This is a genomic window from Vreelandella sp. DA03-1M (genome assembly GCF_055725665.1).
The window spans coordinates 3017603-3044486 of record NZ_CM146798.1 but is presented as its reverse complement, the minus strand read 5'-3'; the positions used below and the strand labels follow the sequence as shown (position 1 = coordinate 3044486).

Annotated in this window: 27 protein-coding genes; 11 read left to right on the top strand and 16 right to left on the bottom strand. The window is 54.8% G+C overall.

All coding sequences use genetic code 11. The features are described 5' to 3' along the window. Positions 1-6 precede the first annotated feature (6 nt). The gene (chrA, locus tag ACXUPB_RS14310) at positions 7-1200 is read left to right on the top strand and encodes a chromate efflux transporter (RefSeq protein ID WP_472953000.1); all 1194 of its coding nucleotides are present in this window, start codon (positions 7-9) and stop codon (positions 1198-1200) included. Positions 1201-1366: 166 nt separating this feature from the next. On the opposite strand, the gene ACXUPB_RS14305 is transcribed toward chrA, so the two are convergent. Then, positions 1367-1639, bottom strand: a complete 273-nt coding sequence (locus ACXUPB_RS14305) for an XRE family transcriptional regulator (protein ID WP_280104045.1) — start codon at positions 1637-1639, stop codon at positions 1367-1369. A gap of 219 nt (positions 1640-1858) precedes the next feature. Between ACXUPB_RS14305 and purE the strand changes: the two genes are divergently transcribed. The 3 genes from purE to ACXUPB_RS14290 all read left to right on the top strand — a co-directional run bounded on the left by purE (position 1859) and on the right by ACXUPB_RS14290 (position 5258). Then, positions 1859-2374 carry a 5-(carboxyamino)imidazole ribonucleotide mutase gene (gene purE / locus ACXUPB_RS14300; RefSeq protein ID WP_008958943.1) on the top strand — a complete coding sequence of 172 codons (516 nt, stop codon included), beginning with the start codon at positions 1859-1861 and terminating at the stop codon, positions 2372-2374. An 11-nt stretch (positions 2375-2385) separates the two neighbouring features. Beyond that, positions 2386-3507 carry a 5-(carboxyamino)imidazole ribonucleotide synthase gene (locus ACXUPB_RS14295; RefSeq protein WP_472952998.1) on the top strand — a complete coding sequence of 374 codons (1122 nt, stop codon included), beginning with the start codon at positions 2386-2388 and terminating at the stop codon, positions 3505-3507. Positions 3508-3719: 212 nt separating this feature from the next. Then, on the top strand, positions 3720-5258 hold the full coding sequence (locus ACXUPB_RS14290) for a diguanylate cyclase domain-containing protein (protein WP_472952995.1): 1539 nt from the start codon (positions 3720-3722) through the stop codon (positions 5256-5258). A gap of 20 nt (positions 5259-5278) precedes the next feature. Here the strand turns inward: ACXUPB_RS14290 and ACXUPB_RS14285 are convergent, their stop codons facing one another. The 7 genes from ACXUPB_RS14285 to ACXUPB_RS14255 form a co-directional block, all read right to left on the bottom strand. Beyond that, on the bottom strand, positions 5279-6097 hold the full coding sequence (locus tag ACXUPB_RS14285) for a TraX family protein (protein ID WP_035556734.1): 819 nt from the start codon (positions 6095-6097) through the stop codon (positions 5279-5281). Between the two features lie 270 nt (positions 6098-6367). Beyond that, entirely contained in the window at positions 6368-7147 is a 780-nt protein-coding gene (locus ACXUPB_RS14280; protein ID WP_035556737.1) for a transporter substrate-binding domain-containing protein, read from the bottom strand. 165 nt (positions 7148-7312) lie between these two features. Continuing rightward, positions 7313-8044, bottom strand: coding sequence for an ABC transporter permease (locus ACXUPB_RS14275; RefSeq protein WP_035556740.1), 732 nt, complete (start codon positions 8042-8044; stop codon positions 7313-7315). A gap of 1 nt (position 8045) precedes the next feature. Next, positions 8046-8747 (bottom strand): ABC transporter permease, encoded by a 702-nt coding sequence (locus tag ACXUPB_RS14270; RefSeq protein ID WP_472952993.1) that lies wholly within the window; start codon positions 8745-8747, stop codon positions 8046-8048. A 15-nt stretch (positions 8748-8762) separates the two neighbouring features. Then, positions 8763-9533 carry an ABC transporter ATP-binding protein gene (locus ACXUPB_RS14265; RefSeq protein ID WP_008958950.1) on the bottom strand — a complete coding sequence of 257 codons (771 nt, stop codon included), beginning with the start codon at positions 9531-9533 and terminating at the stop codon, positions 8763-8765. Positions 9534-9776: 243 nt separating this feature from the next. Continuing rightward, the gene (locus ACXUPB_RS14260; RefSeq protein WP_472952991.1) at positions 9777-10754 is read right to left on the bottom strand and encodes a succinylglutamate desuccinylase; all 978 of its coding nucleotides are present in this window, start codon (positions 10752-10754) and stop codon (positions 9777-9779) included. 199 nt (positions 10755-10953) lie between these two features. Beyond that, positions 10954-11394: a hemerythrin domain-containing protein gene (locus ACXUPB_RS14255; RefSeq protein ID WP_339935379.1), complete on the bottom strand. Its 441-nt coding sequence runs from the start codon at positions 11392-11394 to the stop codon at positions 10954-10956. 216 nt (positions 11395-11610) lie between these two features. Between ACXUPB_RS14255 and wrbA the strand changes: the two genes are divergently transcribed. Next, positions 11611-12210, top strand: a complete 600-nt coding sequence (wrbA, locus tag ACXUPB_RS14250; protein WP_008958954.1) for an NAD(P)H:quinone oxidoreductase — start codon at positions 11611-11613, stop codon at positions 12208-12210. Positions 12211-12286: 76 nt separating this feature from the next. Here wrbA and ACXUPB_RS14245 read toward each other — a convergent pair whose 3' ends face one another. Together ACXUPB_RS14245 and ACXUPB_RS14240 are read right to left on the bottom strand one after the other, a co-directional pair. Further along, the gene (locus ACXUPB_RS14245; RefSeq protein WP_472952988.1) at positions 12287-13315 is read right to left on the bottom strand and encodes an SMP-30/gluconolactonase/LRE family protein; all 1029 of its coding nucleotides are present in this window, start codon (positions 13313-13315) and stop codon (positions 12287-12289) included. A 159-nt stretch (positions 13316-13474) separates the two neighbouring features. Beyond that, entirely contained in the window at positions 13475-14548 is a 1074-nt protein-coding gene (locus ACXUPB_RS14240) for a tartrate dehydrogenase (RefSeq protein ID WP_472952986.1), read from the bottom strand. Between the two features lie 151 nt (positions 14549-14699). On the opposite strand from ACXUPB_RS14240, the gene ACXUPB_RS14235 reads away from it, so the two are divergent. Beyond that, the gene (locus ACXUPB_RS14235) at positions 14700-15626 is read left to right on the top strand and encodes a LysR family transcriptional regulator (protein ID WP_472952985.1); all 927 of its coding nucleotides are present in this window, start codon (positions 14700-14702) and stop codon (positions 15624-15626) included. Here the strand turns inward: ACXUPB_RS14235 and ACXUPB_RS14230 are convergent, their stop codons facing one another. Then, positions 15627-16163 (bottom strand): lipocalin family protein, encoded by a 537-nt coding sequence (locus ACXUPB_RS14230; protein WP_101147794.1) that lies wholly within the window; start codon positions 16161-16163, stop codon positions 15627-15629. A 140-nt stretch (positions 16164-16303) separates the two neighbouring features. Between ACXUPB_RS14230 and ACXUPB_RS14225 the strand changes: the two genes are divergently transcribed. Together ACXUPB_RS14225 and ACXUPB_RS14220 are read left to right on the top strand one after the other, a co-directional pair. After that, on the top strand, positions 16304-16732 hold the full coding sequence (locus tag ACXUPB_RS14225; RefSeq protein WP_472952983.1) for a secondary thiamine-phosphate synthase enzyme YjbQ: 429 nt from the start codon (positions 16304-16306) through the stop codon (positions 16730-16732). 109 nt (positions 16733-16841) lie between these two features. Continuing rightward, positions 16842-19088 carry a glycosyltransferase gene (locus tag ACXUPB_RS14220; protein WP_472952981.1) on the top strand — a complete coding sequence of 749 codons (2247 nt, stop codon included), beginning with the start codon at positions 16842-16844 and terminating at the stop codon, positions 19086-19088. On the opposite strand, the gene ACXUPB_RS14215 is transcribed toward ACXUPB_RS14220, so the two are convergent. From ACXUPB_RS14215 to ACXUPB_RS14205, 3 genes are all read right to left on the bottom strand, one after another. Continuing rightward, positions 19070-19792, bottom strand: coding sequence for a TVP38/TMEM64 family protein (locus ACXUPB_RS14215; protein WP_472952980.1), 723 nt, complete (start codon positions 19790-19792; stop codon positions 19070-19072). The two genes, ACXUPB_RS14220 and ACXUPB_RS14215, sit on opposite strands and share 19 nt — an antisense overlap. A 77-nt stretch (positions 19793-19869) precedes the next feature. After that, positions 19870-20808: an ABC transporter substrate-binding protein gene (locus ACXUPB_RS14210; protein ID WP_101147797.1), complete on the bottom strand. Its 939-nt coding sequence runs from the start codon at positions 20806-20808 to the stop codon at positions 19870-19872. Between the two features lie 87 nt (positions 20809-20895). Continuing rightward, the gene (locus tag ACXUPB_RS14205; RefSeq protein ID WP_472952979.1) at positions 20896-22083 is read right to left on the bottom strand and encodes a TauD/TfdA family dioxygenase; all 1188 of its coding nucleotides are present in this window, start codon (positions 22081-22083) and stop codon (positions 20896-20898) included. 153 nt (positions 22084-22236) lie between these two features. On the opposite strand from ACXUPB_RS14205, the gene ACXUPB_RS14200 reads away from it, so the two are divergent. The 3 genes from ACXUPB_RS14200 to ACXUPB_RS14190 all read left to right on the top strand — a co-directional run bounded on the left by ACXUPB_RS14200 (position 22237) and on the right by ACXUPB_RS14190 (position 24231). Beyond that, on the top strand, positions 22237-23103 hold the full coding sequence (locus tag ACXUPB_RS14200; RefSeq protein WP_472952978.1) for a LysR substrate-binding domain-containing protein: 867 nt from the start codon (positions 22237-22239) through the stop codon (positions 23101-23103). Positions 23104-23293: 190 nt separating this feature from the next. Further along, complete coding sequence (locus ACXUPB_RS14195; protein ID WP_472952976.1) at positions 23294-23902, top strand: FMN-dependent NADH-azoreductase; 609 nt, start codon at positions 23294-23296, stop codon at positions 23900-23902. Positions 23903-23931: 29 nt separating this feature from the next. Continuing rightward, positions 23932-24231: an MGMT family protein gene (locus ACXUPB_RS14190; RefSeq protein ID WP_290700309.1), complete on the top strand. Its 300-nt coding sequence runs from the start codon at positions 23932-23934 to the stop codon at positions 24229-24231. An 83-nt stretch (positions 24232-24314) separates the two neighbouring features. Here the strand turns inward: ACXUPB_RS14190 and ACXUPB_RS14185 are convergent, their stop codons facing one another. Together ACXUPB_RS14185 and ACXUPB_RS14180 are read right to left on the bottom strand one after the other, a co-directional pair. Beyond that, complete coding sequence (locus ACXUPB_RS14185; protein ID WP_035565024.1) at positions 24315-25883, bottom strand: bifunctional GNAT family N-acetyltransferase/carbon-nitrogen hydrolase family protein; 1569 nt, start codon at positions 25881-25883, stop codon at positions 24315-24317. 42 nt (positions 25884-25925) lie between these two features. Continuing rightward, entirely contained in the window at positions 25926-26840 is a 915-nt protein-coding gene (locus tag ACXUPB_RS14180; RefSeq protein WP_350359381.1) for a DMT family transporter, read from the bottom strand. Positions 26841-26884: the final 44 nt, after the last annotated feature.

Genomic DNA, 26884 nt, shown 5'->3' with positions numbered 1-26884 from the left:
GGATGGATGGTGGAGCAAACGCAGACAAGCAGGCGCATAGGCGAGGTGTTTTGGGCATTCTTAGCGCTGGGATTAACGTCTTTTGGCGGACCGGTGGCACATCTGGGGTATTTTCGTACTGCCTTTGTGGAGCGGCGTCAGTGGTTAAGCGAAAGTGCCTACGCTGATTTGGTGGCACTGTGCCAGTTTCTGCCGGGCCCGGCGAGTAGCCAGGTGGGGTTTGCGCTCGGCTTACTGCGCGCTGGCCCTTGGGGCGCGGCCATGGCGTGGCTGGCCTTTACGCTGCCTTCGGCAATTATTCTGCTGTTGTTCGCATTGGGGGCTGCGGTGCTGGATGGCCCGATCGCCAGCGGTATCATCCACGGCTTAAAAGTGGTCGCGGTAGCGATCGTGGCCCACGCGGTATGGGGTATGGCACGCAACCTTTGCCCTGATAAAACCCGTGCAGGAATCGCCTTGGCCGCTGTGTTCACGGTGGTGCTGGTAAGCGGGCCGCTGGGACAGGTCGCAGCGATTGTATTGGGTGGTTTAGTCGGGCTGGCGCTGTGCCGGAATAGTGCCGCCATAGCAGAAAGCGCACCGTTGCATTTTCCGGTTTCCCGCCGAGCAGGCGTGGTCGCGTTGGGGCTATTCGGCGGGCTGCTGATTCTACTGCCGCTGATGGCGGGCAGTGCTATTTGGCTTAACGTGATTGATGCATTTTACCGCTCAGGTGCGCTGGTGTTTGGTGGTGGGCATGTCGTGCTGCCGCTGTTAGAAGCCGAGGTAGTGCAGTCTGGCTGGATATCACCGGATGAGTTCTTGGCAGGCTATGGCGCTGCCCAGGCAGTGCCAGGGCCGCTATTCACATTTGCGGCTTATCTGGGCGCGCTTCTGCCCGGCATGAACGGGGTAGTGGGGGCTTTGTTGGCACTGCTGGCAATTTTTATCCCAGGGTTCTTGCTGCTGGTCGGCGTGCTGCCGTTTTGGAACCAATTTCGTCGGTGGGGCAGCGCTCAGGCGCTAATGCGCGGTGCCAATGCGGCGGTCGTGGGCATTTTAGGCGCAGCACTTTATCAACCGGTATGGACCAGCGCGATCATTGGCTCGTATGAGTTTGTTCTGGCACTTACGGGCTTTTTGCTATTAACCGTATGGAAGCTGCCCGCTTGGGTAGTGGTGGCTGTTGTAGCGTTTGGAGGAATTGCGATTGCGCCGTGAGTAATGACACATAAAAAGGCATTACGAACGAAGTGAAGTAATCTCGGGATAGGGCTTGAGATAGGGCTTGAGATAGGGCTTGGGCATAAAGAAAAAACTATTTAGCAGACCGCCGAGAGGCGGCCTGTCGGTTGGAGAAGCGGTGGGAAAAGCAGAAAAGTGTCTGCTATGGCGCCTCCAGCTCTAAGGTGCGACGCAGGGCGTGAAGTTCATCCACTCCCAGGTGCTCAAGCCTTCCGGCGAGCAGGTCGCTAATTTTCTGAACGGGAAGTCCTGCTCGACGGGCAATGTCTCGGCTTCCTAAGTCTGATACAGCGATCAGACGTGTAATAATACGCATTAAACGCGTACGTTTTTCTAGTTCCCTGACATCGAGGTCAGGGCTGCTTCGCGGAGGATCTAGCTGTTCCGCAGTGGCAGTTGCGCGTGCCGTGCTCATGTGGCTCCAACAGTCTGAAATGACAAGGACACAATGCCGCCAACTCGTGCGCATTTCAATGCCTATTTTGATGAAAATTTCACGATTTCTGCAAAGCCCGCAAACGCGCTAGCTCTGGTAAACTAGGCGCCTTCCTATTTTGCTGTGTACCTGGGCCGGTACACGCCGCTTTTTCAATTTAGTATCGCTTTTATAGGCCGTTGGGCCGAGGAGTTTTGCATGTCGTCGAACAGCACACCCAAGGTGGGCGTGATCATGGGTTCTAAGTCTGACTGGCCGGTCATGGAGCACGCTGTCTCCATGCTGGAGCGTTTGGGCGTGGCCTATGAAACCCGCGTGGTCTCGGCGCACCGTACGCCGGACCTGCTGTTCGATTATGCCAAGGGTGCGGCCGAGCGCGGCTTACAAGTGATTGTGGCGGGTGCTGGTGGTGCTGCTCACTTGCCCGGCATGGTGGCCTCGCAAACGCCGCTGCCCGTGCTCGGCGTGCCGGTGGAGTCTAAGGCGCTTAAAGGCTTGGATTCGCTGCTTTCGATTGCGCAGATGCCGGGCGGCATTGCGGTGGGGACGCTGGCGATTGGTAAGGCGGGCGCCACTAACGCAGGCTTGCTGGCGGCGCAGATTGTTGGCTTACAAGATGCCACTGTGCGCAGTGCGGTCGAGGCGTTTCGCGCTGAGCAGACCCAGAAAGTACTCGATAATCCGGATCCGCGTCCCGATCCAGAAGCAGAATAAGGAGGCTGTCTATGAATATCGGTGTACTAGGCGCAGGCCAGCTAGGCCGTATGTTGGCGCTAGCGGGTTATCCGCTGGGCAATCGCTTCACTTTTTTAGATACCACGGGTAACCCCAGTGCAGGCATTGGCGACGTCATTGTCGACCCTAATAACCAGCACCTGGCTGAGTTTTTAGCCAAGGTGGATGTGGTGACTTACGAGTTCGAGCACCTGCCGGTGCAACTGGTACGGGAAATTGAGCAGCATAAGCCGGTTTACCCGAGTAGCCGCGCCATTGAAGTGTGCCAAAACCGGGTCGAAGAGAAGACCCTATTTGATCGCTTGGGAATTCCGACGCCTGCTTATCGTGTGGTGGAAAGTGCCGAGCAGCTTGAAGCCGCCGCCCGCGAGCTGGGCTGCCCGGTAGTGGCTAAATCGGTCACGGAAGGCTACGACGGTAAAGGCCAGGCAGTATTGAAACAGCCTGAGCAGGCGGCAGATGCATGGGCCGCTATTGGCCATTCGCAGCTAGTCGTTGAAGCATTTGTCGATTTCGTGCGCGAAGTCTCGATGATTGCCGTACGCGGCCGTGATGGCGAAGTGGTGTTCTACCCCATGGCGGAAAACCAGCATGTGGATGGCATTCTGCGTTACTCCGTAGCGCCACTGCCGGACCTGGATGCTAGCGTTCAGCAAACCGCCGATAGCTATATTCGTGCGTTGTTGGATGAGTTGGATTACGTGGGGGTGCTGGCGCTTGAGCTGTTTCAAACCCGCGATGGCAGCCTGCTGGCCAATGAAATGGCCCCACGCGTACACAATTCCGGCCACTGGACGATGGACGGCGCGGTGACCAGCCAGTTTGAGAATCATCTGCGTGCTATTCAGGGCTTGCCGTTGGGCGATACCCAAGCGATAGCCCCCACGTGCATGATTAATGTGATTGGTCGTGAGGGGGATAATGCGGCGATCCTGGCGTTTACGAACACGCACCTGCATCGCTATGACAAAGCAGAACGTGCCGGGCGCAAACTCGCCCACGTCAATATCCTGGCACCCAACCATGCCGAACTGCTTGAGAGAGTTCGCGCCTGTAGCGCTTTGTTGCCCGATGCTCCCCCTCCAGATCTCAGTTTTTCAATCAAACAGTAGTGCTCCAAAGCCGCCTGCCCCGCAAGCGGCTTTTTTGCTTACTTAATGGGTCAGTAGTTGACCGAGTACGCAACTTATATCGCTAAAATTGCCTAAATGCGCTAAAAAGGAATCACAAAAAAATCAGCTTACTAGGCTGAAGACAATAGCACTTTTTCATTAGGCGGGTAGTCGGTATGTCTCAATCCTCAACTACGAGGACTGCGTCGGGGATGCGTAGTGGTTTCCAGCGCGATCATCATGTCACCGTAAAACGCTTACACAGCGAGAAAGTACGCCTTCTGTACGATAACTTATGGCAGCCCGTGCTTAGCAGTGTGTTGGCAGGCATGTTGTTAGTGGCTGCCATGTGGCCGGTAGTGGCGAGCTGGATACTGCTGACTTGGCTTGCCGTCTTGACCTTTGTGTCGTTGGCTCGCCTTGCCTTGGCTTACTATTTTAGCCGCTTACCCGCGCAGCAACAGCAGCGCCGCCGCTGGTTACATCGGTTCAGCATTGGTGCGATTGCGGCTGGCTGCGTGTGGGGTTCTGGTGGGGTATTTCTGTTTACCGGCGAAAACCATGGCCAGGTAGCCGCGCTTTCGATTGTCCTGGCCGGTATTGCCGCTGGCGGCATCACAACGCTTTCTGCCGTATGGTGGGTTTCGCTTGGCTTTGTGTTGCCGATTATCCTGCCCTTGCTGGTGCAGTTTTTGTTGTTAGGGTCATCACTGGCAATTCTCATTGGCGCCATGCTAAGCCTGTTTTTAGGCCTGATTATTACTACCAGTCGACGCCTAAGTCGCATTATTCACGACAATATTGCCCTGCGGGTGAGTATGTCTGCTCGCGAAGTGCAGTTGCAAGAAAGCGAAAACCGCTACCGCTCTATCTTTCAACGTTCGCCGCTGGGCGTGCTGCATTTTGATGAACATGGCCAAGTAACGGACTGTAATAGCAAACTGCTGGATATCCTGGGTGTTAACCGTGCGCAGCTGCTCGGCTATCGCATGTTATCCCATTCGGCGGATAGCAGAGTGGCAAAGGCTGTACGCAACGCACTGGCCAAAGGCACTGGCTATTACGAAGGAACCTACTATCTGCCCAAGGCTAGCGCGGGAACGCCCCTGCGTGCCTTCTTCAATGGCGTACATAGCGCGGGTAACGAGATGGTTGGCGGGGTAGCGATTATCGAAGATTTTACTGAGCGTAAGCGCGCCGACGCGATTATTTACCGCCAAGCCTACTATGACTCACTCACTGATTTGCCCAATCGTCGCCTGTTTATCGAGCGATTAGCTGCCCTCTGCAATGAGAAGCAAACTGAGCAGCAGGACGGGTTGTTGATGTTTTTAGATTTAGATCGCTTCAAGCTGATTAACGATACCTGGGGGCATGCCACCGGGGATGATTTGCTGGTGCAAGTAGCCCGCCGCCTAGAAGGCTGTTTGCGCGAAGGCGACATGGCCGCACGGCTTAGCGGCGACGAGTTTGTCCTGCTGGCGCTGCTTGAAGAAGAGGCAGAGGTAGATATGGAAGCCGCTGCTGAGGCTTATATGTGCGCTGTTCAGCAGGCACTCTCTGAACCTTATCGGCTTGAAAGCCGCTGGGTGGAGGTAACTCCCAGCATGGGATACACCTGCTTTATGGCCGCTGATTGTGACGATGAAGAATTGCTTAAGCAGGCCGATATTGCGATGTACCGCGCCAAAACGGAAGGGCGAGCACGCCTACGCCGCTTTAAGCCCTGGATGCGGGATGCCATGCATTAAAGCGGCGTTGAAAGAATCTTTTAGGCTATCTGTCCGCTCAGCAATAGCCATAGCGCGATTAATGCAAAGTGGCCGGGATACCACGCTAACCATAGACGCCGCGGCATCGCCAAGTTAATGGCAGGAATGCGTTGGGCGGCCCCTGCGGCAAGTATCAGCACCACCACACAAGTGCCTACGGTAAATGACTTGGCCATGTCAGATGCATTCATTTGACCGGCAATCCAAAGTGCCGGAAACGCTGCTAACCCTGCCCACAGGCGCGACTGAAAGTCACTGTCCGCTTGGCTCAAGGCATGCATGGCAAACATCAATAGCGGAATCAGCAACAGCCCATTGTGGCCATACTCGACCCAGAACCCCAGCAGATACCACACCGTAACGCCTAGTGCGGCACCAGCTAACAGCCAGGGCATGGTGAGGGTTTGCTGCTGGTAGTGCTGCCAACCTTGGCGCACGAGCGCGCCCAGGGCCAAGCCGCTGGCGAGAGTAAAACAGACATTCAGAATGAAGGCGTCTGACGTCCGCGGCATCATCATATAGGGAAGCTGGGCGACCAAACCGATAATCAAAATCCGCCGCGAGTAGCGTAGCGGATTGCGGGTATTAAACAGCCCGTGCCAAGCCACCATGGCGGCAAACAGCGGAAAGGCGATACGGCCAATGGAAGACCCGGCCCAGCTCAAATCCCAGTCGCCGGGCAATATGTAGCGAGTGAGGTGGTCAATGGTCATGGTGAACAATGCCAGCCACTGGCCCCAGCCTGTCCAGTGAGAAGAAGGACGCAGTGTCGCAGCAGCCTCTTGAGCCACCGAGTGGGCGGCTGATTTTTCAACCATGGTACCTCCTTGTAAATCTGCGTTGAGAAATAAAGACCGGCATTGTGTAAACGAGTTCGCTGAGTTGGCTTAACGTTTCTCAATGTCGCGACCACTATACGATGGAGTTTACCCGGTTTCGTGGCTACTTGGTGATGGTTGCAGTTAGTGGTTACTTAAGCGGGACGGGGTGATTCAGGGAAAAGAAATGCAGGATGCTGCCTGGAAGGATGCTTGGAAGACTGGAAATCTAATACCTCCCCAGCGTAAACGCCGGGGAGGTGAGAGTGTTTACTCTGCGTCTTCTTCACCAAAATAACGCGTGTAAATTTCATCGTAAGTACCGTCTTCTTGCACTTCAGCTAAGGCTTCGTTGAACTTCTCAGCCAGGGCTTCGTCGCGCTGACGGAAGGCGATACCAAAGCCGTCACCGAAGTACTCTTTAGGCTCGCTGATGCGCTCGCCGACGACTACGTACTCTGCTTCTTCGCTTTCCAGCAGGGTGGATTGGCCAATCGGGAAATCGAGGAACACGATGTCCAGACGCTCAGCTTCCATATCCAGCACCATATCATCGGCGGTGGAGTAGCGGCTGATGTCAGCAACGTCGCTGAAGTTGTCAGTCACGTAGTTGTCTTGCAGGGTGCCGCGCTGAACGCCGATGGTCATGCCTTCCAGCGTCTCTTCAGTGGCTTCGCTAATACCTAGATCGCTAGCCGCAAACCATGCAGAGGGCATGGTGATGTAAGGGTCAGAGAACAGCACTTGCTCACGACGCTCGTCGTTAATGGTCATGGACGACATGATGGCGTCGTAGTTGCGTGACATCAGACCAGGAATAATGCCATCCCACTCTTGCTCGACCCATTCACAGGTAACGCCCATGCGGTCGCATAGCTCGTTGCCAAGGTCGATATCAAAGCCGGTGAGCTCGCCTTCAGCGGTGCGGAATTCCATCGGCTCGTAGGGAACGTCAACGCCGATGCGCACGTTGTCGTAGTCACGTGCCTGTGCTGAAGATGCGGCGGCGACGGCCAAGCCCAGCAGCGAGAGAGATAGTAGTTTTTTCATCTTATTACTCCGTAGAAAGCGGGTTCACTTGAGAGTGATCCCCGTTTTGTTAACTGACAAATAGTTGTTAACCGACAATTAAACTAACCCAGGTTGGCGCTGACGAAAAGAGGCTGCCGGGTTTTGAACTAACGTTTGTTTGACGGTTTCATGATTTTTTTATGATTAAGCATCTTGTGGGCGTAGATGTGCCAGCAGCTTTTTCTCCAAATAACGGAAGAAAAATAAAATTGCAAAGGTTAAGCATAGGTAAATAGCGGCTACGAACAAAAACGCTTCAAATGGCGCGTAGTAACGCGCATAGACAAAGCGAGCGGCACCGGTTAAGTCCATCAATGTGACCACGCTGGCAATTGCGCTGGCGTGGAGCATAAAGATCACTTCATTGCCGTAGGCGGGCAGGGCGCGGCGAAAGGCGCTGGGTAAAATAATCCGCCGCATCATTAAGCGTGGCGACATGCCATAGGCGCGGGCGGCTTCAATCTCGCCTTGGGCGGTAGCCTTGATAGCGCCACGGAAGATCTCGGTGGTGTAGGCGGCGGTATTCAGCGTAAAGGCGATTAATGCGGGGTAGAAAGCTTCGCGCAGCACTGGCCATAAAAAGGTTTCTTGAATACCGTCAATAAACACCACGCCGTAATAGATGATGTAGAGCTGAATCAGCAGCGGTGTGCCGCGAAATACGTAAGTGTATAAATAGACCGGCAGGCTAATCCACTTATGCTTGGAGCTGCGCATGATCGCCAGTGGCACGGCGAGAATTAGCCCCGCGATGAGTGATAAGAATACCAACTGGGTGGTCGTGACCAAGCCTTCCCAGTAGTAACCCAGCGTATCGGCAGTAAAAATGGTATTGCCAGCGAGTAGGTCATTGAACCAAGTGGAAATATCGAGCATATCACTGACCTCCAAAGCCGATGTCGTAGCGTTTTTGCAGCCGGGCAAATATCCACTCGGAGACGCTGGCGATCAGCAAGTAAACCACGGCGACAGGGAGCAAAAAGGTAAACGGTTCGTGGGTGGCGCGGGAGGCTTCAGCGGCGACGCGCACCATGTCGGTGAGGCCGATAACGGATACCAGCGCAGTAGTTTTGAGCAGGACCATCCAGTTGTTAGACAGCCCAGGCAGCGCATGGCGCATCATTTGTGGGAAGCGAATGCGGCGGAATACTAAGCTGCTGCTCATGCCGTAGGCTTTGCCCGCTTCGATCTGCCCGTTATCCACGGCCATAAAGGCGCCACGGAAGGTTTCGCCCATATAAGCGCCGAAGATAAAGCCAATGGTCAGCACACCGGCAGCGAAGGCGTTGAAGTTAATATAGAGATCGATCTCGTAGTTGTAATAGAGCATATCGCTGATGGCGTTGACGCCGATTTGGCCACCAAAAAACAGCAGCATCATCAACACGAGATCCGGCACGCCGCGAATCAGCGTGGTGTAAACCGTAGCCGTGCGCCTTAAAAACCAGTTGCGCGACATCTTCGCGGTGGCGGTTAGCAGTCCCAAAATAATCGCTAAAATCAGCGATAACACCGCCAATTGAATAGTCACGCCAGCCCCCTCGATGAGCCGGGGGCCATAACCTTGCAAATCAATCATGGTGAGCCTCGCGGATCAGTATTTGGGAGCCAGGAATTGCTGCAGGCGCGGAGATTGCGGGTTGCCTAGCACTTGATCCGGCGGGCCCGCTTCTTCTACCAAACCCTGGTGAAGGTAGATGACTTGGCTGGAGACATCACGGGCGAAACTCATTTCGTGGGTGACAACCACCATGGTGCGGCCCTCTTCGGCCAGCCCGTGCATGACCTTCAGCACATCGCCTACCAACTCAGGATCAAGGGCGGAGGTGGGCTCATCAAACAGCATGACTTCAGGGTCCATCGCCAGCGCCCGCGCAATGGCGCCACGCTGCTGCTGCCCGCCAGACATCTGCGCCGGATAGGCATTGGCGCGGGCACTTAATCCCACGCGGTCGAGCAGGGCGTGGGCGTGTTCCAGGGCTTCTTTTTTGGGTTTTTTCAGTACATGAATCGGCGCTTCAATGATGTTTTCCAGCAACGTCATGTGGGCCCACAGGTTGAAGCTCTGGAAAACCATGGAAAGCTTGGCGCGCATTTGTACCACCTGCTTCCAATCTTCGGGCTCGCGGCCGTGCTTGGTGGTTTTAAAGCGAATGGGGTCGCCGTGGACAATGAGGTCGCCATCGTCGGGCTGTTCTAGCAAGTTCATGCAGCGCAAAAAAGTACTTTTACCCGACCCAGAGGCACCAATCATGGTAATCACGTCGCCCTTTTGGGCTTGCAGTGAGAGACCTTTCAGAACTTCTGTATCGCCAAAGCGTTTTTTAATATTACGCACTTCAAGGGGAGTAGGCGTAGCGGCCATAACATTGGCTCCAGTACAGAGTTGCCGCAGCAACTGGTTATCAATCAACAACAGGCTGTGATGCGGCTGGCGCGAAAAAGGGGCGATTCTATCAGGCTGGACGCATAATGCGCGCCCTACTTATCACATTAAACACTCGACGTTAGTTGTACCAACGCCGAGCAGCCTGTTATCGCCTCACCATTATTATTGTCAATCTCTCTAACACTAGGATGATCTTTTGGAGGGCCTTAACGCTGAACCCTACGTAACCGGTGCCACCAACAGAGCCGCACGGGCACCCACTTCTACATTGGCGTTAGGGAAGACCACGTAAAGGGGCGTATCACCCACTCGGAATTCTCCAGCTTCTCCATCTTGTGCCAGCAGCGTGCCAGGCTCAAAACGGTTGAAGTTGGCCGTGTCTTCGGCAAAACAGAGCTGAAAGTCATCTGAGTGGCGAATCAGCTCATGCTGTACCTTAAAAAACTGCATTTGCGAGGCTGGCTGGTGGGCTGGGGAGTGCCCTTCACTTAACGCTGTGAGCAGGGCACACATAGGTTTTAGAGACGCCATATCGTTTTGACCGAAGGGCGCCACGCGGCCCAATTCAAACGTGAAGGCCTGGGCGGCGTGATAGTGCTTGCTGTAGTGGGAGAATGTCCAGCTGTGCTGATGTTGGTGTAGCACCGCCTGCATATCCGCAGCGGCGAGCCAGTCCCATTGCTCAGCGTCGGTAGAGGAGTCGGCAAAAGGTTCGACAACGAAGCGGGGATAACGGCTATCCCGGATGGCGGTGTGTAGGTCGTAGTGCAGTTTGGGTAGCCCTGAATGGCGGGCGTAAAAGTCATCCACGGCGGCCATTAATGCTCGGGCGCGTTCCGGCTCTTCGCCTTCAGCGCGTAATTCACGCTTAAACAGCCGGTTCAGGTTAGTGGTCATAAACCGCTGCTGTGCTTTAAGCGCGGGTAGGTTCCCAAGGATGACCAGCACGGGCGCGCCAAGTATGGCGCTACCGGCTTCCAGGCAGCTGAGCCATTCACCGATCAGTTCAACGGGCGCGGTTTCATTACCGTGGATAGCCGCTGAAAAAATGCACGCGTGAGCCGCGTGGCTTGCCGTATTCGGTGTGAGCTCCAAAACGCCCGGTGCATACAAGTGGTAGCTACCGCTTGGAAAAACGCCTTGCTTTTTGTCCGGGAGCTGCCCGTCAAGCGACCAGTCGAGCCATTGCCCTAGCATTGTCAGCTCCTTAGTCTCTGTTTTTAGTGTCGTTGTCGTTATAAAAAGTGAGCCTAGCATTACCACGCTAACCGTTTGCCACAAGACACTAGGTCGTTCGCATGTAAAAGCCCAGCGTATTCGTGAAAAGCATAAGGGAACCGGCATCAAAAAAAGCGCCCATGCGATGCATGAGCGCTTTTTCAAGCTGCGTGTCGGGTTACGCTGAGCGCTGGCGCTCCATTTCCTGCTGATACTCACTGGCAAGGGAGGTTTTTTGATTGTCTGGTAGGCCTCGGCCAGCCAGCTGGAACACTTCCTGCTCTTCTTCGTCGAGGTGGTGAGTCACTAAATGCTGTAGCTGTTTAGCATGGGTCAGCCAATGAGTGGCGCTGTAGTCGGTTTCATCGAGAAGTTCTATTAGCTCATCAATTTCATGATGTTCGGCCACGCTGTGACGAGCCTTTTCCTGGGTCAAATCCATTTCCATCAGCGGGATGTAGAAAGCGCGCTCTTCGGCTGCGGCATGACCATGCAGTTCTTTTTTCACTTGCTTGTAGAGTGAGTCGCGCTCGTCGCTATCTCCATGAGTCTCAATCAAGCGGGCAAGCAGATCACGCTGAATATCATGATCCTTGCGCAGGGCTTCAAAAATCGTCATTCCAGACTCCTTGGATACGTTTAGGTAGGCAAGACCAAAGCTAGTGGGGGTTTGCGCAAAGTGCAAGCTGTCGTTCGTCGATGAAATCGATGCCCGCAGACGAAAACATTCGCTTTTATCTACGCTTGAGTGCGCTATGTTGTGGGTACTGTTTATTGAGAAAGCCCAACGCACTGCTAAGTTACCTATAAGCCACACATCGCTAAGGAGATATCCATGACAAAGGTTCTGGTACTTTATTACTCCATGTACGGCCATATCGATACGATGGCACACGCCGTTGCAGAGGGCGCAAAAAGCGTTAGCGGCGTTGAAGTCACCGTTAAGCGCGTACCTGAAACAATGCCCGCGGAAGCCTTTAAAAACGCAGGCGGCAAGCAGGATTACGATACGCCGGAAGCTACGCCGCAAGAACTCGCTGATTACGATGCGATTATCTTCGGTACGCCAACCCGCTTCGGCAATATGACCGGGCAAATGCGTACTTTCCTGGATCAAACCGGTGGCCTATGGGCTAACGGCGCACTTCGCGGCAAAGTTGCCAGCGTGTTTACGTCTACCGGTACGGGCGGTGGTGATGAAATGACCATTACCTCTACGTGGACCACGTTGGCTCACCACGGCATGATCATTGTACCGATTGGTTATGGCCTTGAAGAGCAGTTCGATATTTCCAAAGTGAGTGGCGGCACGCCTTACGGCGCTGCGACCCTTGCTGGCGGCGATGGCTCTCGCCAGCCCGATGAGCGCGAGCTCAAAATTGCTCGTTTCCAGGGTGAGCTAGTCGCCAAGACAGCGGCTAAACTAGCCAGCTGATGAAGTGGTAGTTCATAACGTAAAAGCCTCGCTGGCATTGTCCAGCGAGGCTTTTTTATGGGTGATATCGACACTGCTAGGCGCCGCGTGCCGCGGTGTAAATGGTGTAAACGGATTGGCTGGCGGTCATAAATAACCGGTTACGATTCGCACCAGCAAAACATACATTGGAACAGACTTCAGGCAGCAAAACCCGCCCCAGCAGCGTGCCTTCCGGCGAGAAAACCACGACGCCATCAATACCTTCGCCACCGTTGGCGCTCGACCAGATATTGCCATCCATGTCGCAGGCCATACCGTCGAAAATGGTATCTTCGCTGGTAACGACCACTTGGCGGTCACTGACGCTTTTGCCATCTTCGCCAAGCGACCAGCGAATGATTCGCGCGGGCTCGTCAAAGTGGGTGGGGGCACTGTCACTGGCGTAGAAACCCTTGCCATCCGGTGTTAGTACAATACCGTTGGGTTTAAAAATATCGTCGGTCAGCAGGATAGGTTCATCAAGGCTGTCATCGACGTAATAGATAGCGGTTTCAAGTTCCAGATCACGCTTCTTGCCCTCATAGTCGAAGTGGGCGCCGTAACCGGGATCGGTAAAGATCACACCACCCGACGGGAGCGCCACCACGTCATTGGGGGCATTGAGTGGCTTGCCTTGATAGCGCTCGGCAAGCACCGTGGTGCTGCCATCCCATTCGTAGCGTAACACCCGAGAAGGGTAGTGCTCGCAAGCAATTAGCCGGCCCTGGTGATCAAAGGTATTACCGTTAGAGTGGCCAACGTTGTCTCTTAAAACGCTGACCTGACCAGTCGCTTCGTCCCAACGCATCTGCTTGGCTCGGGGGATATCGCTGAACACAACGTAACGGCCCACGGCATTCCAGGCCGGCCCCTCTGTCCATAGTCCGCCACTCCAGTGGCGCTCCAGCGGGCTATTAAAAATCATGTAGTCACTGAAGCGCTGATCCTCAACTTTCCAGGCATCAATGGGGTAGCGAGCGGGAGCAGGCCCTGGCGGGGCCTGCATGGCAAACAGCTGGGGGGTGGTGCCGACTGCGGCTAGAGCGGCCGTTGCCGAGAGAAACTGACGGCGTCCAAGTTTCATAGCATTGTCCTGAGTTTGTTTGTTGATGTTGTTATGAGCGAAGAAAAACTGACGTTTTCTTCACCTTCAGGACAAATGTAGAACATAGGCGTGTAAAAAACATACATTGTCTGCCCGGTTGGACTCAGCCGGGCAGACAATCGCTATAGCAGATGAACGTCAGCGCGTAATAGCGTCAGCAATTGCCTTGCCTAAGCTTTCCGTTGTGCCTTGGCCACCCACATCGCGGGTGAGGACTTGGCTGTCGCCTGTGCTCAACACTTCCTCAATGGCGCTTACCAGCGCATCACCGGCTTCCTTGTAGCCAAGGTGCTCAAGCATCATGGCACCGGACCAGATCTGGCCGATAGGGTTGGCGATGCCTTTGCCAGCGATATCCGGTGCGCTGCCGTGTACCGGCTCAAACAGGCTGGGAAAGTGGCCTTCTGGGTTGATGTTGGCTGATGGGGCAATGCCGATTGTGCCGGTGCAGGCGGGGCCCAAGTCGGAAAGGATATCGCCGAATAAATTACTTCCCACGACCACATCGAACCAGTCCGGGTGAAGGACGAAATTGGCGGTCAGAATATCGATATGGAATTTATCCACCGTGATCTCAGGGTAGCCCTTCGCCATTTCGACGACGCGCTCATCCCAGTACGGCATGGTGATGGAAATGCCGTTGGACTTGGTAGCAGAAGTAAGCTTTTTGCGCGGGCGCGTTTGGGCCAGTTCAAAGGCGTACTTCAATACACGGTCCACGCCGGTGCGGGTCATGACCGTGTCTTGAATGACGACTTCACGGTCAGTGCCTTCAAACATTTTGCCGCCAACGCTTGAGTACTCGCCTTCGGTGTTCTCACGCACTACATAGAAATCGATATCGCCGGGTTCGCGGCCTGCCAACGGGCTTTTAATGCCGGGCATCAGCTTGCAGGGGCGCAGGTTGATGTACTGATCAAACTGGCGGCGGAACTGCAGCAGCGAGCCCCATAGGGAAATATGGTCGGGTACTTTATCGGGCCAGCCAACTGCGCCATAAAACAGTGCATCGAAGCCTTTTAACTGCTCAAACCAATCATCCGGCAGCATCTTGCCGTGTTCGAGGTAGTAGTCGCAGCTACCAAACTCAAACGTAGTGAACTCAAGGTCGATATTAAAACGCTTGGCGGTTGCCTCGAGGGCACGAATGCCTTCGGGCATGACTTCGGTACCAATGCCGTCGCCGGCGATAATGGCGATACGATGAGCCATGGTGCTTCCTTCTCTTGTTAGTGGCTGACAATTGCTGGTAAGTACTGGGTCTGGCAAATACTGAGTAAAGTGTAGCGGCTATTTTGGTGGAGATAATCAGGCTACTATTCAAGCTATTGTTGCGTAAAAGTGAAGAGTGGCTAAGGGGTGTATGGCACAACTGGATGATTTGGCGTTTTTTCAACACCTGGCACGGGCGGGCAGCTTAACGGCAACCGCCCGTGAATTGGGGCTATCGCTCTCCGCCGTGAGTAAGCGGCTGAAACTTTTAGAAGCGCGTTTGGGGGTCGAATTGGCCGCCCGTACCACTCGGCGGTTGACGCTGACGGCGGAGGGCGAGCGCTACCTTGCCCGTGGCACGCTCATTTTGGATGAGCTTGCCGAGCTGGAGAGCTCCCTGGGTGAGCGTTCCAACCAAGCTCTTAGTGGTCGGTTGCGTGTTAATGCCACGTTTGGCTTTGGCCGCCGCCATATTGCGCCGTTACTATCGCGTTTTTGTGCTGAGCATCCTGAGGTGGAGGGCTGGCTAGAGCTCACCAACTTTCCGCTCAACCTAAGCGATCACGGCTTTGATATCGGCATTCGTGTGGGTGAACCCCCAGAGTCGCGTTTAGTCGCGCGACGCATTTTAGCGAATCGACGCATACTCTGCGCATCGCCTGGCTATATCGCTCACTCGTCGTCCCTTCAGACACCGGCTGATTTGCAGCAGCATGCTTGCCTAGTCATTCGTGAGAACGACAGTGATTTTCCGCTATGGCGCTTTGAACGTAGCGAGCCGTCCAAAAAGGAGCAAACGGTAAAAGTCAGTGGCCGGTTAGCCAGCAATGATGGTGAGGTGATTACCCGTTTGGCGTTGGACGGCCATGGCGTGATGCTGCGCTCTTGGTGGGATGTGAACGAGCACCTTGCCAGTGGCGCGTTAGTTGAACTGCTGCCTGGCTGGCAGAGTGTACGAGCGGACTTCTATGCGGTCTATGAGCAGCGCAGGCATGTGCCCGCCCGGCTGCGTGCTTTTATTGCCTTTGTTCAGCAGGAGATGGCGGGGCGGGTGTCGTCGCTGCCGGAGTCTTCCTGACTAGCGATTAGGGCAGGCTTCGCCCTGGGCGACATCGATCAGTTCATCGGTAGGAAAGTCCAGCTCCGCTGCACGCTGGCGCAGGCGGGACTCCGTCGCGCTATCCATTTCCGGTGTACGCGAGAGTATCCATAGGTAGTCTCGGTTAGGTCCCGCTACCAACGCCCACTGGTAGTCATCGTCAAGTTCAAGAATGTTATAGCCGCCGTAAAAGGGGCCAAAAAAGCTCACTTTCAAACGGCCCACATTTTTATCATCAATAAAGTAGGCGCGGCCTTCGGCTTCATCCCACGCTTGCTCTTCCAGGTTGTAGCCACGGTTGATGACGCGTACGCCGTCGTCATCGCGCAGGCTATAAGTAGCAGTGACGCAATCAAGGCCACGCTCAAATGAGTGGTCCAGGCGCGCTATCTCGTACCATTGGCCCAGGTAGCGATCTAATGCAAAGTCACTAACCGGCTCGGTTCCCTCGGGAATGCCGGTGCAGCCGGTAAGTAAAGCCATACTGATGACGCTGCTTCCTAGCAAATGTTTCATTTAAGCGCTCCTTGGCGATGAGTCTTTGGCGATCGGCTATGTTGTGTACTATCAGACGTTACATTCTGTCGTCATTTTGCCATATAAGAAGGACACGCTGATGACGTGTCGCTAATGAGATAGCAAACACAGGAGTGTTTATGTGGTGCCAACAAGAAATCCATTTACACGAGATGACGCGCGGTTTCCATCTTATTACCGATGACGTGGCCAGGGCGCTGCCGTGTTTAAACGATGTTCATATTGGCACGCTGCACCTTCAGTTGATGCACACCTCCGCCTCGTTAACGCTTAACGAGAACACTGACCCCGATGTGCGCCACGACTTAGATGCCTTTCTGCGCCGTCTGGTGCCGGAAGACTTGACCTATTTTCGCCATACGCTGGAAGGCCCTGATGATATGCCAGCCCACGTGGCCGCCAGCCTGCTGGGCACTCAGCTCACCTTGGCCGTGCGTGACGGTCGCCTAGCGCTGGGCACCTGGCAGGGCATATGGCTGGGGGAGCATCGTCATCAGGCCGGGCCGCGGCGTTTATTGGCCACCCTAAACGGGTGCGACGCTGGTTAACCTGGGGCATCACCTGAACGCGGGGTTGCTGTATAGTTAGGGCGTTTTAAGGCTTGAGCCGCTGCAGTAGCGGTTCATTCTGCATTTACCATGGAAAAAGCGCTTTTAAATGCCACGACGCTCCGTTTTTCATCTTTCCCGCCAGCGATGGTTGCGGCTGTTTTTCTTTCTCAATCTTACCTTGGTGGGTGTGCTCATTGCGCACCAAATTTGGTTATACGTGGCGGAGCCTGAGTTTGAGTCAGTCCATACGCTTCAGGTGGCGGATATTCGCGAGGTATTGACGGAGCGAACCGACTACCGCTTTGCGGTGGTGGGTAATATCAATAACTCGGTGAGCGTCTTTCAAGATGAAATTGTGCCGCTCATCAACCAGGGCGGCATCGATTTTCTTATCTCGGCGGGTAACGCCGTTAATGGCGGGCGACAAGAGAGCTATCAGGCGATCTATCACAGCTTGGAACAGCTCAATGTGCCTTACTTGCTAACCTATGGTGATAAAGAAGACAGTGACTTTGGTAGTTACCTGTTTTATGAATATTTTGGCCCGCATTTCTACTCCTTCGTTGCGGGCGATAGCCACTTCATCTTCCTGGACGGTACGGGCAAGTCATCTACTTCCTGGCAACTTGATTGGCTTTCCAGGGAACTGGCTGCATCTGAAGCGCAGCATCGGTTTTTGTTTATTGGTTTGCCGCTGCACAACGTCGTGAGCGACGCGCCGCTGTTTGAAGCCGACAATTATCTCAATGACCCCCGGCTGGCCGAAGGCATTATGGCGCTGGCGGAGGAGTATGATGTTGATACGGTGTTCTCCGCTAACCTAACGCTCTTTTCAGAGCAGACGATTAATGGGGTGGATTACGTCACCACGGGCGGTGCGGGCGGTATTCTGATTGATGCCGACAGCAGCTTTCATCACTACGTTATCGTCGACGTAGAAGGTGAGAATGTCGCCATTGCACCGGTGCGTTTAAATGTGGATAGCCCCGGTTGGTGGCGGGTAGTGAGTAGCGTTGGATCAACGGTTTACGCCTTCTTTTACGTCAGCTATACCCGCTTTTTACTGATTGTTGGTTTGCTGACGCTGTTAGCGCTGCGTTTATATCGGCTGATTTTTGAAGACCGCCATTATTATCCCGATTTTGATATTGATCCAACGCCTTTCCTGGGTAAGTCACTTCGAGTGGCGATGGTATCCAATAATTACTTTCCGTTTGTGTCTGGCGTATCGGTGTCGGTGGACCGTTTGCGCAATGGTTTACGTGATTTAGGGCACTCGATTCAACTGCTAGTGCCCCGTTATCGTGACGCATGGCAGGACGATAAAGCGATCAAACGTATCCCGACTTTGATGGCGTTTGGTGAAAAGAGGGAGTTCCGTTTAACCAACCCGTTCAGTGTGCGCTTTCGCCGCTGCCTGCGTGCCTTTAAGCCCGATTTGATTCATGTTCATCATCCTTTCTGGCTTGGTTCCATGGGGCTGTTTATGGGGCGTCGGCTTAAGGTGCCGGTGGTCTACACGTATCACACTCGCCTGGAGCACTATGCCCACTTTGTACCGTTACCTGGTGCGCTTTTTCGGAATTTGATCTCGCACTCTCTGATTAAGCACTTTTCTAACCGCTGCCAAGGGGTGATCGTGCCTACCTACTCCGCAGAGGAGTATCTACGCATGATCGGGGTTAAAACGCCCTCGCTGGTGCAACCCACGGGAATTGATGTGGAGCGTTTCGCGCATGTCGAGGCGGGGGAGTTAGAAGCGCTGCGTGAGCGGCTAGCGATTGATCCCGCGCGCAAAATATTGATTAGCGTCTCGCGGATAAGCAAAGAGAAAAATATTGGCTTTATGCTGGAAGCACTTGCCGAGCTGCAGAACCAAGGGCACGAGGATTTTCATCTGCTGCTCATCGGTGATGGGCCAGATCGCGAGGCCATTCAACACCAAATCGATACCTTAAAACTGGCTGCACGGGTAACGTTAGTGGGCGCGGTGCCGCCTGATCAAATGGCGCTTTACTATCACCTAGGCGATATATTTGTATTCGCTTCTACATCGGAGACCCAGGGGATGGTCATTTTAGAGGCGATGTCGGCGGGCTTGCCCGTGGTGGCGGTGCGTTCAAGTGGTATTGATGATGTGGTGCGCCAGGGGGTTAACGGCTTCAAGACGCCGCAAAATCGTCAGGCGTGGGGGCAAAAAGTCGTCGAGCTAAAAGATAACGCAGAGCTACGCCAGCAGTTGGGTAAACAGGCCCGCCACTTTGCTGAAGAGTTTGATATTGCCAACTTTGCCACCGCGGTAGCCACCTTTTACGCCGAAGTGCTCGCTAAGTATCACTCCCCTTCACGCTGAGACCGTTTTTTGGCTGCTTGGCGCCGGTTGGCATCTTGACGCTGACTGGTATAGTACTTAAGCCCGACAAGCAGACCAACGCCAGCCGCAAGCCCTACGCCTGCCAACACGAGTTCTTTTGTGGAGGCCGCAGTGAAAAGGGCGCCTAACTGGCTACCCAAAAGAATCACCGCTGCGAGCCCTGGCACAATGCCGAGGGTGGAGCCGATCATATAATCGCGGAACTTAAGGTGGAAAGCGCCTGCCAGCATATTCGTCAGCGTGAACGGGGCGAGGGGCAGCAGGTTAATGACCGTCATGGTGCGAATGCCACGCTTGGATAAATAGCCCGAAAGGCCACGCAAATGACGGCCGCCATAGTGCATCAGCGCCTCTCGACCTAGCCAGTGCCCCACCCAATAAGACACTACCGATGAAGTCAATGTACCGAGCGTGGCGTACGCCAGCCCCCATGCTGGGCCAAACAGTAAGCCTGTCACTACCACCAGTAGGCTAAGCGGAAACATCACCAACAGCGCGCCAGCGTAAACGGCCATCACCGCCGCAAACATCCAGGGCGCGTTACGCCACTGGCGGATGGTATCGATCAGCTCGCTCAGGCGCGCCTGGGTTAGTAGGTCGTAGCGCTGTAGCAAATGCCACATGGCACCTAACAGCACGACGGCTACCAGCAGGCCAACGCCCTTGCTCAATGTTCGCGACATGCCCACTCCCAACGGCTAAAAAAGCGCTAGCATACGCTAGCCGTGCGATGGGATGAAGGCGCTTTTTAGGCGAACGATTAGTTGTTGAGTTCTGCTTCAATCACCGGCCAGGCGGGCTCACCGTCGGTGGTGGTCACGTCAGCCAGCATGGCTTCAATGCGCTCGGGGTGATCATTGATCCACTGCTCGGCGACCTCAGTAAGATCGCGCTCTTCCTGGCCAAATGCCTGAATCATCCAGCTCTGCTCTTCGGCGGAGAAGGTGAATTGCTCAAAGAACGCCACGACGTTGGGATTGGCCTCGGCATAGTCACTGCGCAGAAGGGTTAATACGTCGCTTTCGCCGTTGTTCTCACCGAACAGATCTTCGGGATCTTCCAGGTAGCGCATCGGCAGTTCAAGGTTCATCCAGTGAGGCGTCCAGCCCACCCAGACAATCGGCTCTTCCCGGGAGATCGCATTGCGTGCGGCGGAAAGCATGGCGACTTCGCTGGTATCGACTAATTGCCAGTCGCCGAGTCCCCAGGTGTCGTTATCAATGGCGTTGTTAAGAATCTCGCTGGCCGCTGAACCGGCACCAAAACCATGAATCTCGCCATCCAACTGGTCGCGGTAGTCATCAAGGTCGGCAAAGCTTTGCAGGCCGTCATCAAAGAGATATTCAGGTACCGCCAGAGTCATTTGTGCGCCATCGACATTGTTCGCCACATCAATGAGTACGCCCGATTCTTTGCGGGGATTGAACATCTCGCGTTGAGCAGGCAGCCAAGCACCCAGGAAGACGTCTATATCGCCGCTTTCAATACCCTGATAAATCACCTGCAGGCCGATTTCCTGGACGCTGGTCTCGTAGCCGAGCGGATTCAATAGCTGCTCAGCAATAGCGGTTTTAACCGTAATGCCGGGCCAAGAGGGTACGCCGAAATCGAGGGTTTGATCATCGGCTTGTACGGTCGTGGCCAATAGTGCAGTGGTGGCAAGGGCAATGCCCGAGGCGAGAGGTTTAAAATGTGTCATACGATCTCCTTGCTAGGGGTTCTTGTCAGATAAGTGTTCTTGTCAGATAAACGCTGTTGCTAGATAGGTGCTTAAACTCGAAAGCCGCTAAACGTTGCGGGCTAGCACGCGAAGGCGTGAGGCCAGCATATCGCGGTCTAGATAGGTGCCTTGTAAATGGCGAGCGCCACTATTGGGGTCGAATTCGCGGCGTCCGTGCAGTACGCGGCGGTTATCAAACGCAATCATCTGCCCAGGGCGAAGGGTGAACTCCAGCTGGTGTGCTTCGCTGTGAAATAACTTCCACAATAGCGCGTAGGCGCTATACCAGGCATCCATTTGCTCTACCGGTAAATGAAGCGCGTCGCGAATCCAGTTGTTCAAGCGCATCTCGACCAGATTGCCTGCGCTGTCCAGCGTAATTACCGGTGCCCGCATAGAGATATCGTGGCTCTCATCCTGAAAGCGAAAGTCGATGGGCGTTTCGCTGAGTATGGCGAGCGCTGCTGGGTTTTGTTGGCGCAGGGCTTCTACTACGCGGGCGCCGTCGGCAAACAGCGATTCACCACCGCTGGCTTCGTTTTGCAGGCAGTAGAGCAACTGAATATCGGGCGGTTGTTGCCAGTTGGGCAAATCGACATGCAGCGGCAATCCTACCGCGGTATACGCCGCGTTATTGGGGTTGGGCTTAGAGCGCACATCAAAGCGGGCACCAAAATTGGTGGCGCGCAGTGGACCAATACGCTCAGCCAGCCGGCTGACTTCTTCTTCTACCAAAGGACCGTCGGTGATCAGTGCCAGGCCATCGCGCAGCATAGCGGTTAACCAGGCTTTTTCGCCTTGGGGCGTGAGGAAGTCGCTATGATTTATGCGCTCAGGCGCGAAGTTATCGACCCACGGTTTGGCATTGGGGACGGCTGAGGTAAGGCTCGCCTCTGGGCGACGCTGATAAAGCCAGCCACTGTGAAATGCACTAACGTGACCGTCCTGCCAGTTCAAATGCAGGTGGCCATCCAGTAGCGCCACGGTGGGCGGCTCGGAAATCGCTTCAAGCGGCAGGTAAAGCCGTTCACGGGTCTGCGGATGACGGCAAGCGTGGCAGGCACAGTGATCGCGTAGCCAGAGCAGGGGCAGGGTGGTTTGCTCGCCATCTTGCCACTCAAGTGCAACACCTTGCTGGGTGAGCATTGCCTGGGTGAGTGCGGGGCCGGTTTGGTAGGGGGTTAATTCGCCCATGTCTGGGGCTTGAGCGTTATTTGTCGTTGGTATCGTTGCCGTTTGTACCGCGCTATTCATGATGACTCCGAATCGCTCCCTTTGCGGCAGAGCCAGATGGCTGTGCGTTAGGGGGGTGTGCTTAAGTGCTAACCAGGATGGGGAGTAGCAGCGTCAGTGACAAACGATTAATCTGGCCCCTAAGACATTATTTTATTTATAGGTCTCTTTTTCATGAGTCAGTTACCGCCATTGTTATGGCTGCAAGCCTTTGAATCCGCAGCGCGTACATTAAGCTTTACTGCTGCAGGCAATGAGCTTGGAGTAACCCAGGCGGCGATCAGTCAGCGCGTTCGGTTGCTGGAAGACCGTGTCGGGCAGAAGCTGTTTGTGCGCCATGCCCGCAGTTTAACGTTAACCCCAGCGGGGCAAGCGTGGCTGCCGAGTATTCATGACGCCTTTGTCCGAATCAGCGAAGGAACCTTGGAGGTTTTTGGTAGCACAACCGAGCAACCGGTCACACTGCGTGCCACGCCTGCCATTCAGCAGTCGTGGTTGGCGCCGCGACTGATTGCCTTCCATCGCGCCCACCCGCAGGTGGCGATTCGTGTGGTCAGCGCTATCTGGCCTGATGACTTCGGCCCTGAAGGGGCTGATATCGAGATTCGCTATGGCAAAGGGGAGTGGACCGGCGTTGAAATGCAGCCGCTAGGGGAAGAGCATCTGCTGCCGGTGTGCTCCCAGGCCTTGGCAGAGACGCTCTCTGCGCCGAGTGATCTGGCCGGGCACACGCTGCTGCACGCCGTGGGGTTTGGGGTGGGGTGGCCGGGCTGGTTGCAGGAAGCGGATGCTGCCCATGTTGAGGCGCAGTGTTGGTCGCTCACTTGCGATAACCAAGTCATGACGTTGGCACTGGCCAGCCAAGGTGGCGGCATTGCGCTTACTCACCGGCGTTTAATGGAGCAACGTGGCGATTTAGTGGCGCCCTTTACTATTAGTGTGCCTAGCGACGAGCGCTTTTGGCTGGTACGGCCAAGCCGCCGCCATGTTAGCGATGAAGCAGGGTTGGTCTGGCAGTGGCTGTGCAACTCGATGGGATGAAGAGCCATGCCGGTTGCGACTTCCCGCTGGCTTGACCGGTGAATGTGTGAAAAGGATGTGAATAAAACAGAGCACCCTCGGATAATTCGATTTAATCGAATACAAGGCGGAAAACGTTGCGCTTTTGCTTATCGGAAAGCGCCGTAGAATAGCTTCCAATTCATCAACCTAATGATCCTTGGAGCTTTCAATGACGACGCGTGCCCTGGTAATCACCTCTTCTATTCTGGCGGAAAACGGCCAATCCAATGCGCTGGCTAATCGCTTTATCGAGCAAGCTAACGCTCGTGACGGTATCGATGTCACCCAACGTGATGTGGTGAAAAATACGCTGCCTCATCTGGATATCAACGAGCTGGGCGCCTGGCAAGTGGCGGCTGCAGAACGCAGCGCTGAGCAACACGAGTTGGCTGCTCATTCGGAAACGCTGCTGGCAGAGCTGCGTGCTAATGATGTGCTGGTGATTGCGGTGCCGATGTATAACCTGGGTATTCCTTCGCAGTTGAAAGCGTGGTTTGACCGTGTGCTGCGGGCTGGAGAAACATTCCGTTATACCGAAAACGGGCCTCAAGGCTTGGTAGAAGGCAAGCGGGCGATTATTCTGGCAGCCCGTGGCGGCCAGTACGCAGGGACCGAAATGGATAGCCAAACGCCGCACCTCAAAGCCATGCTCGGCTTGATGGGGATTAAAGATACCCAGGTGATCTATGCTGAAGGTTTGAACATGGGTGAGCAGCATCGCGACGCTGCGCTCAAAGAAGCTTTTCAGGCGATTGATCAATTGGTTGAGGGGCTTTAAGCCTCCTCTTGCGTTAGAAGGAATTCCACATGCCCCGGCCCGAATTACTCGAACAGATTTACACGATTGTCGATCAAATTCCGCCGGGCCGTGTGACTACCTATGGCCGCATTGCAGCAATGACCGAAGGCGCTACTCCGCGCATGGTGGGTTCGGCGATGCGTCACCTACCGGATGGCCATCAGTTGCCCTGGCATCGGGTGATTGCTTCATCATTAAAGCTTGCGGATCATGGTGGGGCCGAGCGCCAGCACCGCAAGTTGCGCGATGAAGGTATTCTGTTCGATGCCAAAGGCCGCGTACCCGCGCATCTTGTTTGGCCTGATTGAGCTATATAACTCCTCTAGTACAACACGCTTTTAGAAACAACAACGCCGTCCATTGGGCGGCGTTGTTGTGTTCATGATTTCCTTCACTCTTCCAGGTTAGCACCCGATTTCCAAGACCAGTCGCGCCAGCGTAGATCAAATAGATCCTTGCGGCGGTCTTTCAGGTTGGTCACCGAGCCTTCGGCACGCACTACCGTCAAACGGGTCAAGTCTAAGTCCGAGAAGAAGATCATCTCGGTATTCGGCGTGGTTTCCGCCAGCACCGCATCGTGGGGGAAGGCGAAATCAGAAGGTGAGAACACCGCGGATTGCGCGTACTGGATATCCAGGTTTTCAATCGAGGGCAAGTTGCCGACGCTGCCACACAGCACCACGTAGCACTCGTTTTCAATTGCCCGCGCCTGGGCGCAGTGGCGCACGCGCAGGTAGCCGTTTTTAGTATCGGTCCAGAAGGGTACGAACAGGATGTCCATGTCCTGGTCGGCCAGCAGACGACCAAGCTCTGGGAATTCCACGTCGTAGCAGATCAGGATGCCCACGCGCCCAGCGTCGGTATCGAACACCTGCAGCTCATCGCCACCCTCAATGACCCAATCGCGGCGCTCTTGAGGAGTAATGTGCAACTTGGCCTGGCGCTCAACGCTGCCGTCGCGGTGGAACAGGTACGCGATGTTGTAGAGGCGGTCATCCTCGCCGACCTCAATCATCGAACCACCGACAATATTGATGTTGTAGGAGACCGCCATGCGCGAGAGTTCCGCTTTAAAGCGCTCGGTGAAACCCGCCAAAAAGCGAATGGCGCCCATTTGATCCTGCTGGGCGGCGCGGTCTTGAAGGCCCATCAAGGGGGCATAAAACAGTTCTGGGAATACCGCAAAATCGCTCTGGTAGTCAGACAGCGCATCAACAAAGTACTCAATCTGCTGAAGCGCGGCTTCCACCGAGGAGAACTCACGCATTTGCCACTGCACAGCACCTACACGTACTTGGGTAGGCTTGTTGTCGAGCACGCTGGCAGCAGGCTCAAACAAAATGTTGTTCCACTCTAGCAGAGTGGCGTAACCCCGCGACTGCTCATCTTCCGGCAGGTACTTACGCAGCAGGCGCTTGACCTGGAAGTCATTAGCCTGCTGGAAAGAGAGAATCGGATCGTAGATCTCTTTGCGTGAGACTTTATCAATGTACTGGGCGGGCGTGAGTTCATCAGCGTGCTGGTGATACTCGGGAATTCGCCCACCGGCCAGTATCGCGCGCAGGTTCATTGAGCGGCACAGCTCTTTACGCGCTTCGTAAAGGCGGCGGCCCAAGCGATAACCACGGTAGTCTGGGTGAATTAACACATCCAAGCCGTACATGGCGTCGCCATCCTCATCATTGAGGATGATCTCGCGGTGGCCGATCAGGTCATCGTATTTATGCGGGTTGGAAAATTCGTCGTAATCCACCTGTACGGTGAGCGCCACGCCCACCAGCAGTCCATCGTCCTCAATGGCGATTTGGCCATCAGGGAATTCCTGAATTAATTTGTCGATCGTGCGCTTTGGCCAAGCTCCACCGATATCGTGATAGACAGCGTCCATCAATGCCTTGAGCTGATCGTAGTCATCGCTCATTAGGTTGCGCAGATTAAGATGCAGTTCTTCCAGGGACATATCAGGGCTTCCCAGCGTCAGAAGTAAACGCCCATTCTAGCATTATTGGGCGTTGCTCGGCTTATCTGGTGTTAACTCGCGGGTTAACGGCCGTGTCAGTGTTTGCGCCATGATCACCCCGGCAAGGATGAGTAGCCCACCTGCAAAGTGGAAACCAGCCACTCGCTCACCTAAAAAGATCATGGCAATGACTGCGCTAAATAGCGGCATCAGGTTGATAAAAATACTCGATTGATTGGCACCGATTTGACGTACCGCCCGCATCCATAGAAACGTAGTGATGACTGAGGCGGGAATACCTGCATAGAGAATCAAGCCGATATTCTGCCCATCAATCGGCGTCATTGGCCCCATTAAATAGGGCGGCAATAAGAATAGGACGGCGAAACAGACTTGGGCGTAGAGCATCACCCAAGGCGGTAAGTTCATTGACCAGCGCTTGAGCATCACGCCATATAGCGCGTAGCAGGTTGCTGCGACCACCATCAGTGCATCGCCCAGGGCGACCTGGAGTTGCAGCAGTGAGAACGGATTGCCGCGCCCTAGCAACACGGTGACGCCTACAAAGGCCAGTACGCCACCCAGAATCCCGCCTAGTGTTGGCGGCTCGCGCAGAATCAGCGCACTCAGCAGTACGGTTAATAGCGGCACCATGGCGGCAAGAATGCCCATATTAGTGGCGGTCGTGGTTTCTGCCGCCACATAGGCAAGCCCCTGCCATAGGCCCATGCCGAGTAACCCGAGTAGCGCAAGCTTCGGCCATTGGCGACGAATCTCGTCACGGTGACGCAACACCGCAGGCAGCACAAAAGGCGTCATCACCGCGAGTGCTAATAACCAGCGTAAAAAGGCGATACTACTGGGCGCAATGGCGCCTACGCTAAGCTGATTAATGGTCATATTGCCCGACCATATCAATACAGTGGCGAGCGGCGGCAAAAAGTAAATCAAGGGCATAGCAACTGTTCCTTATCGTTAGCCGGGTAATGTGACGCGGATTC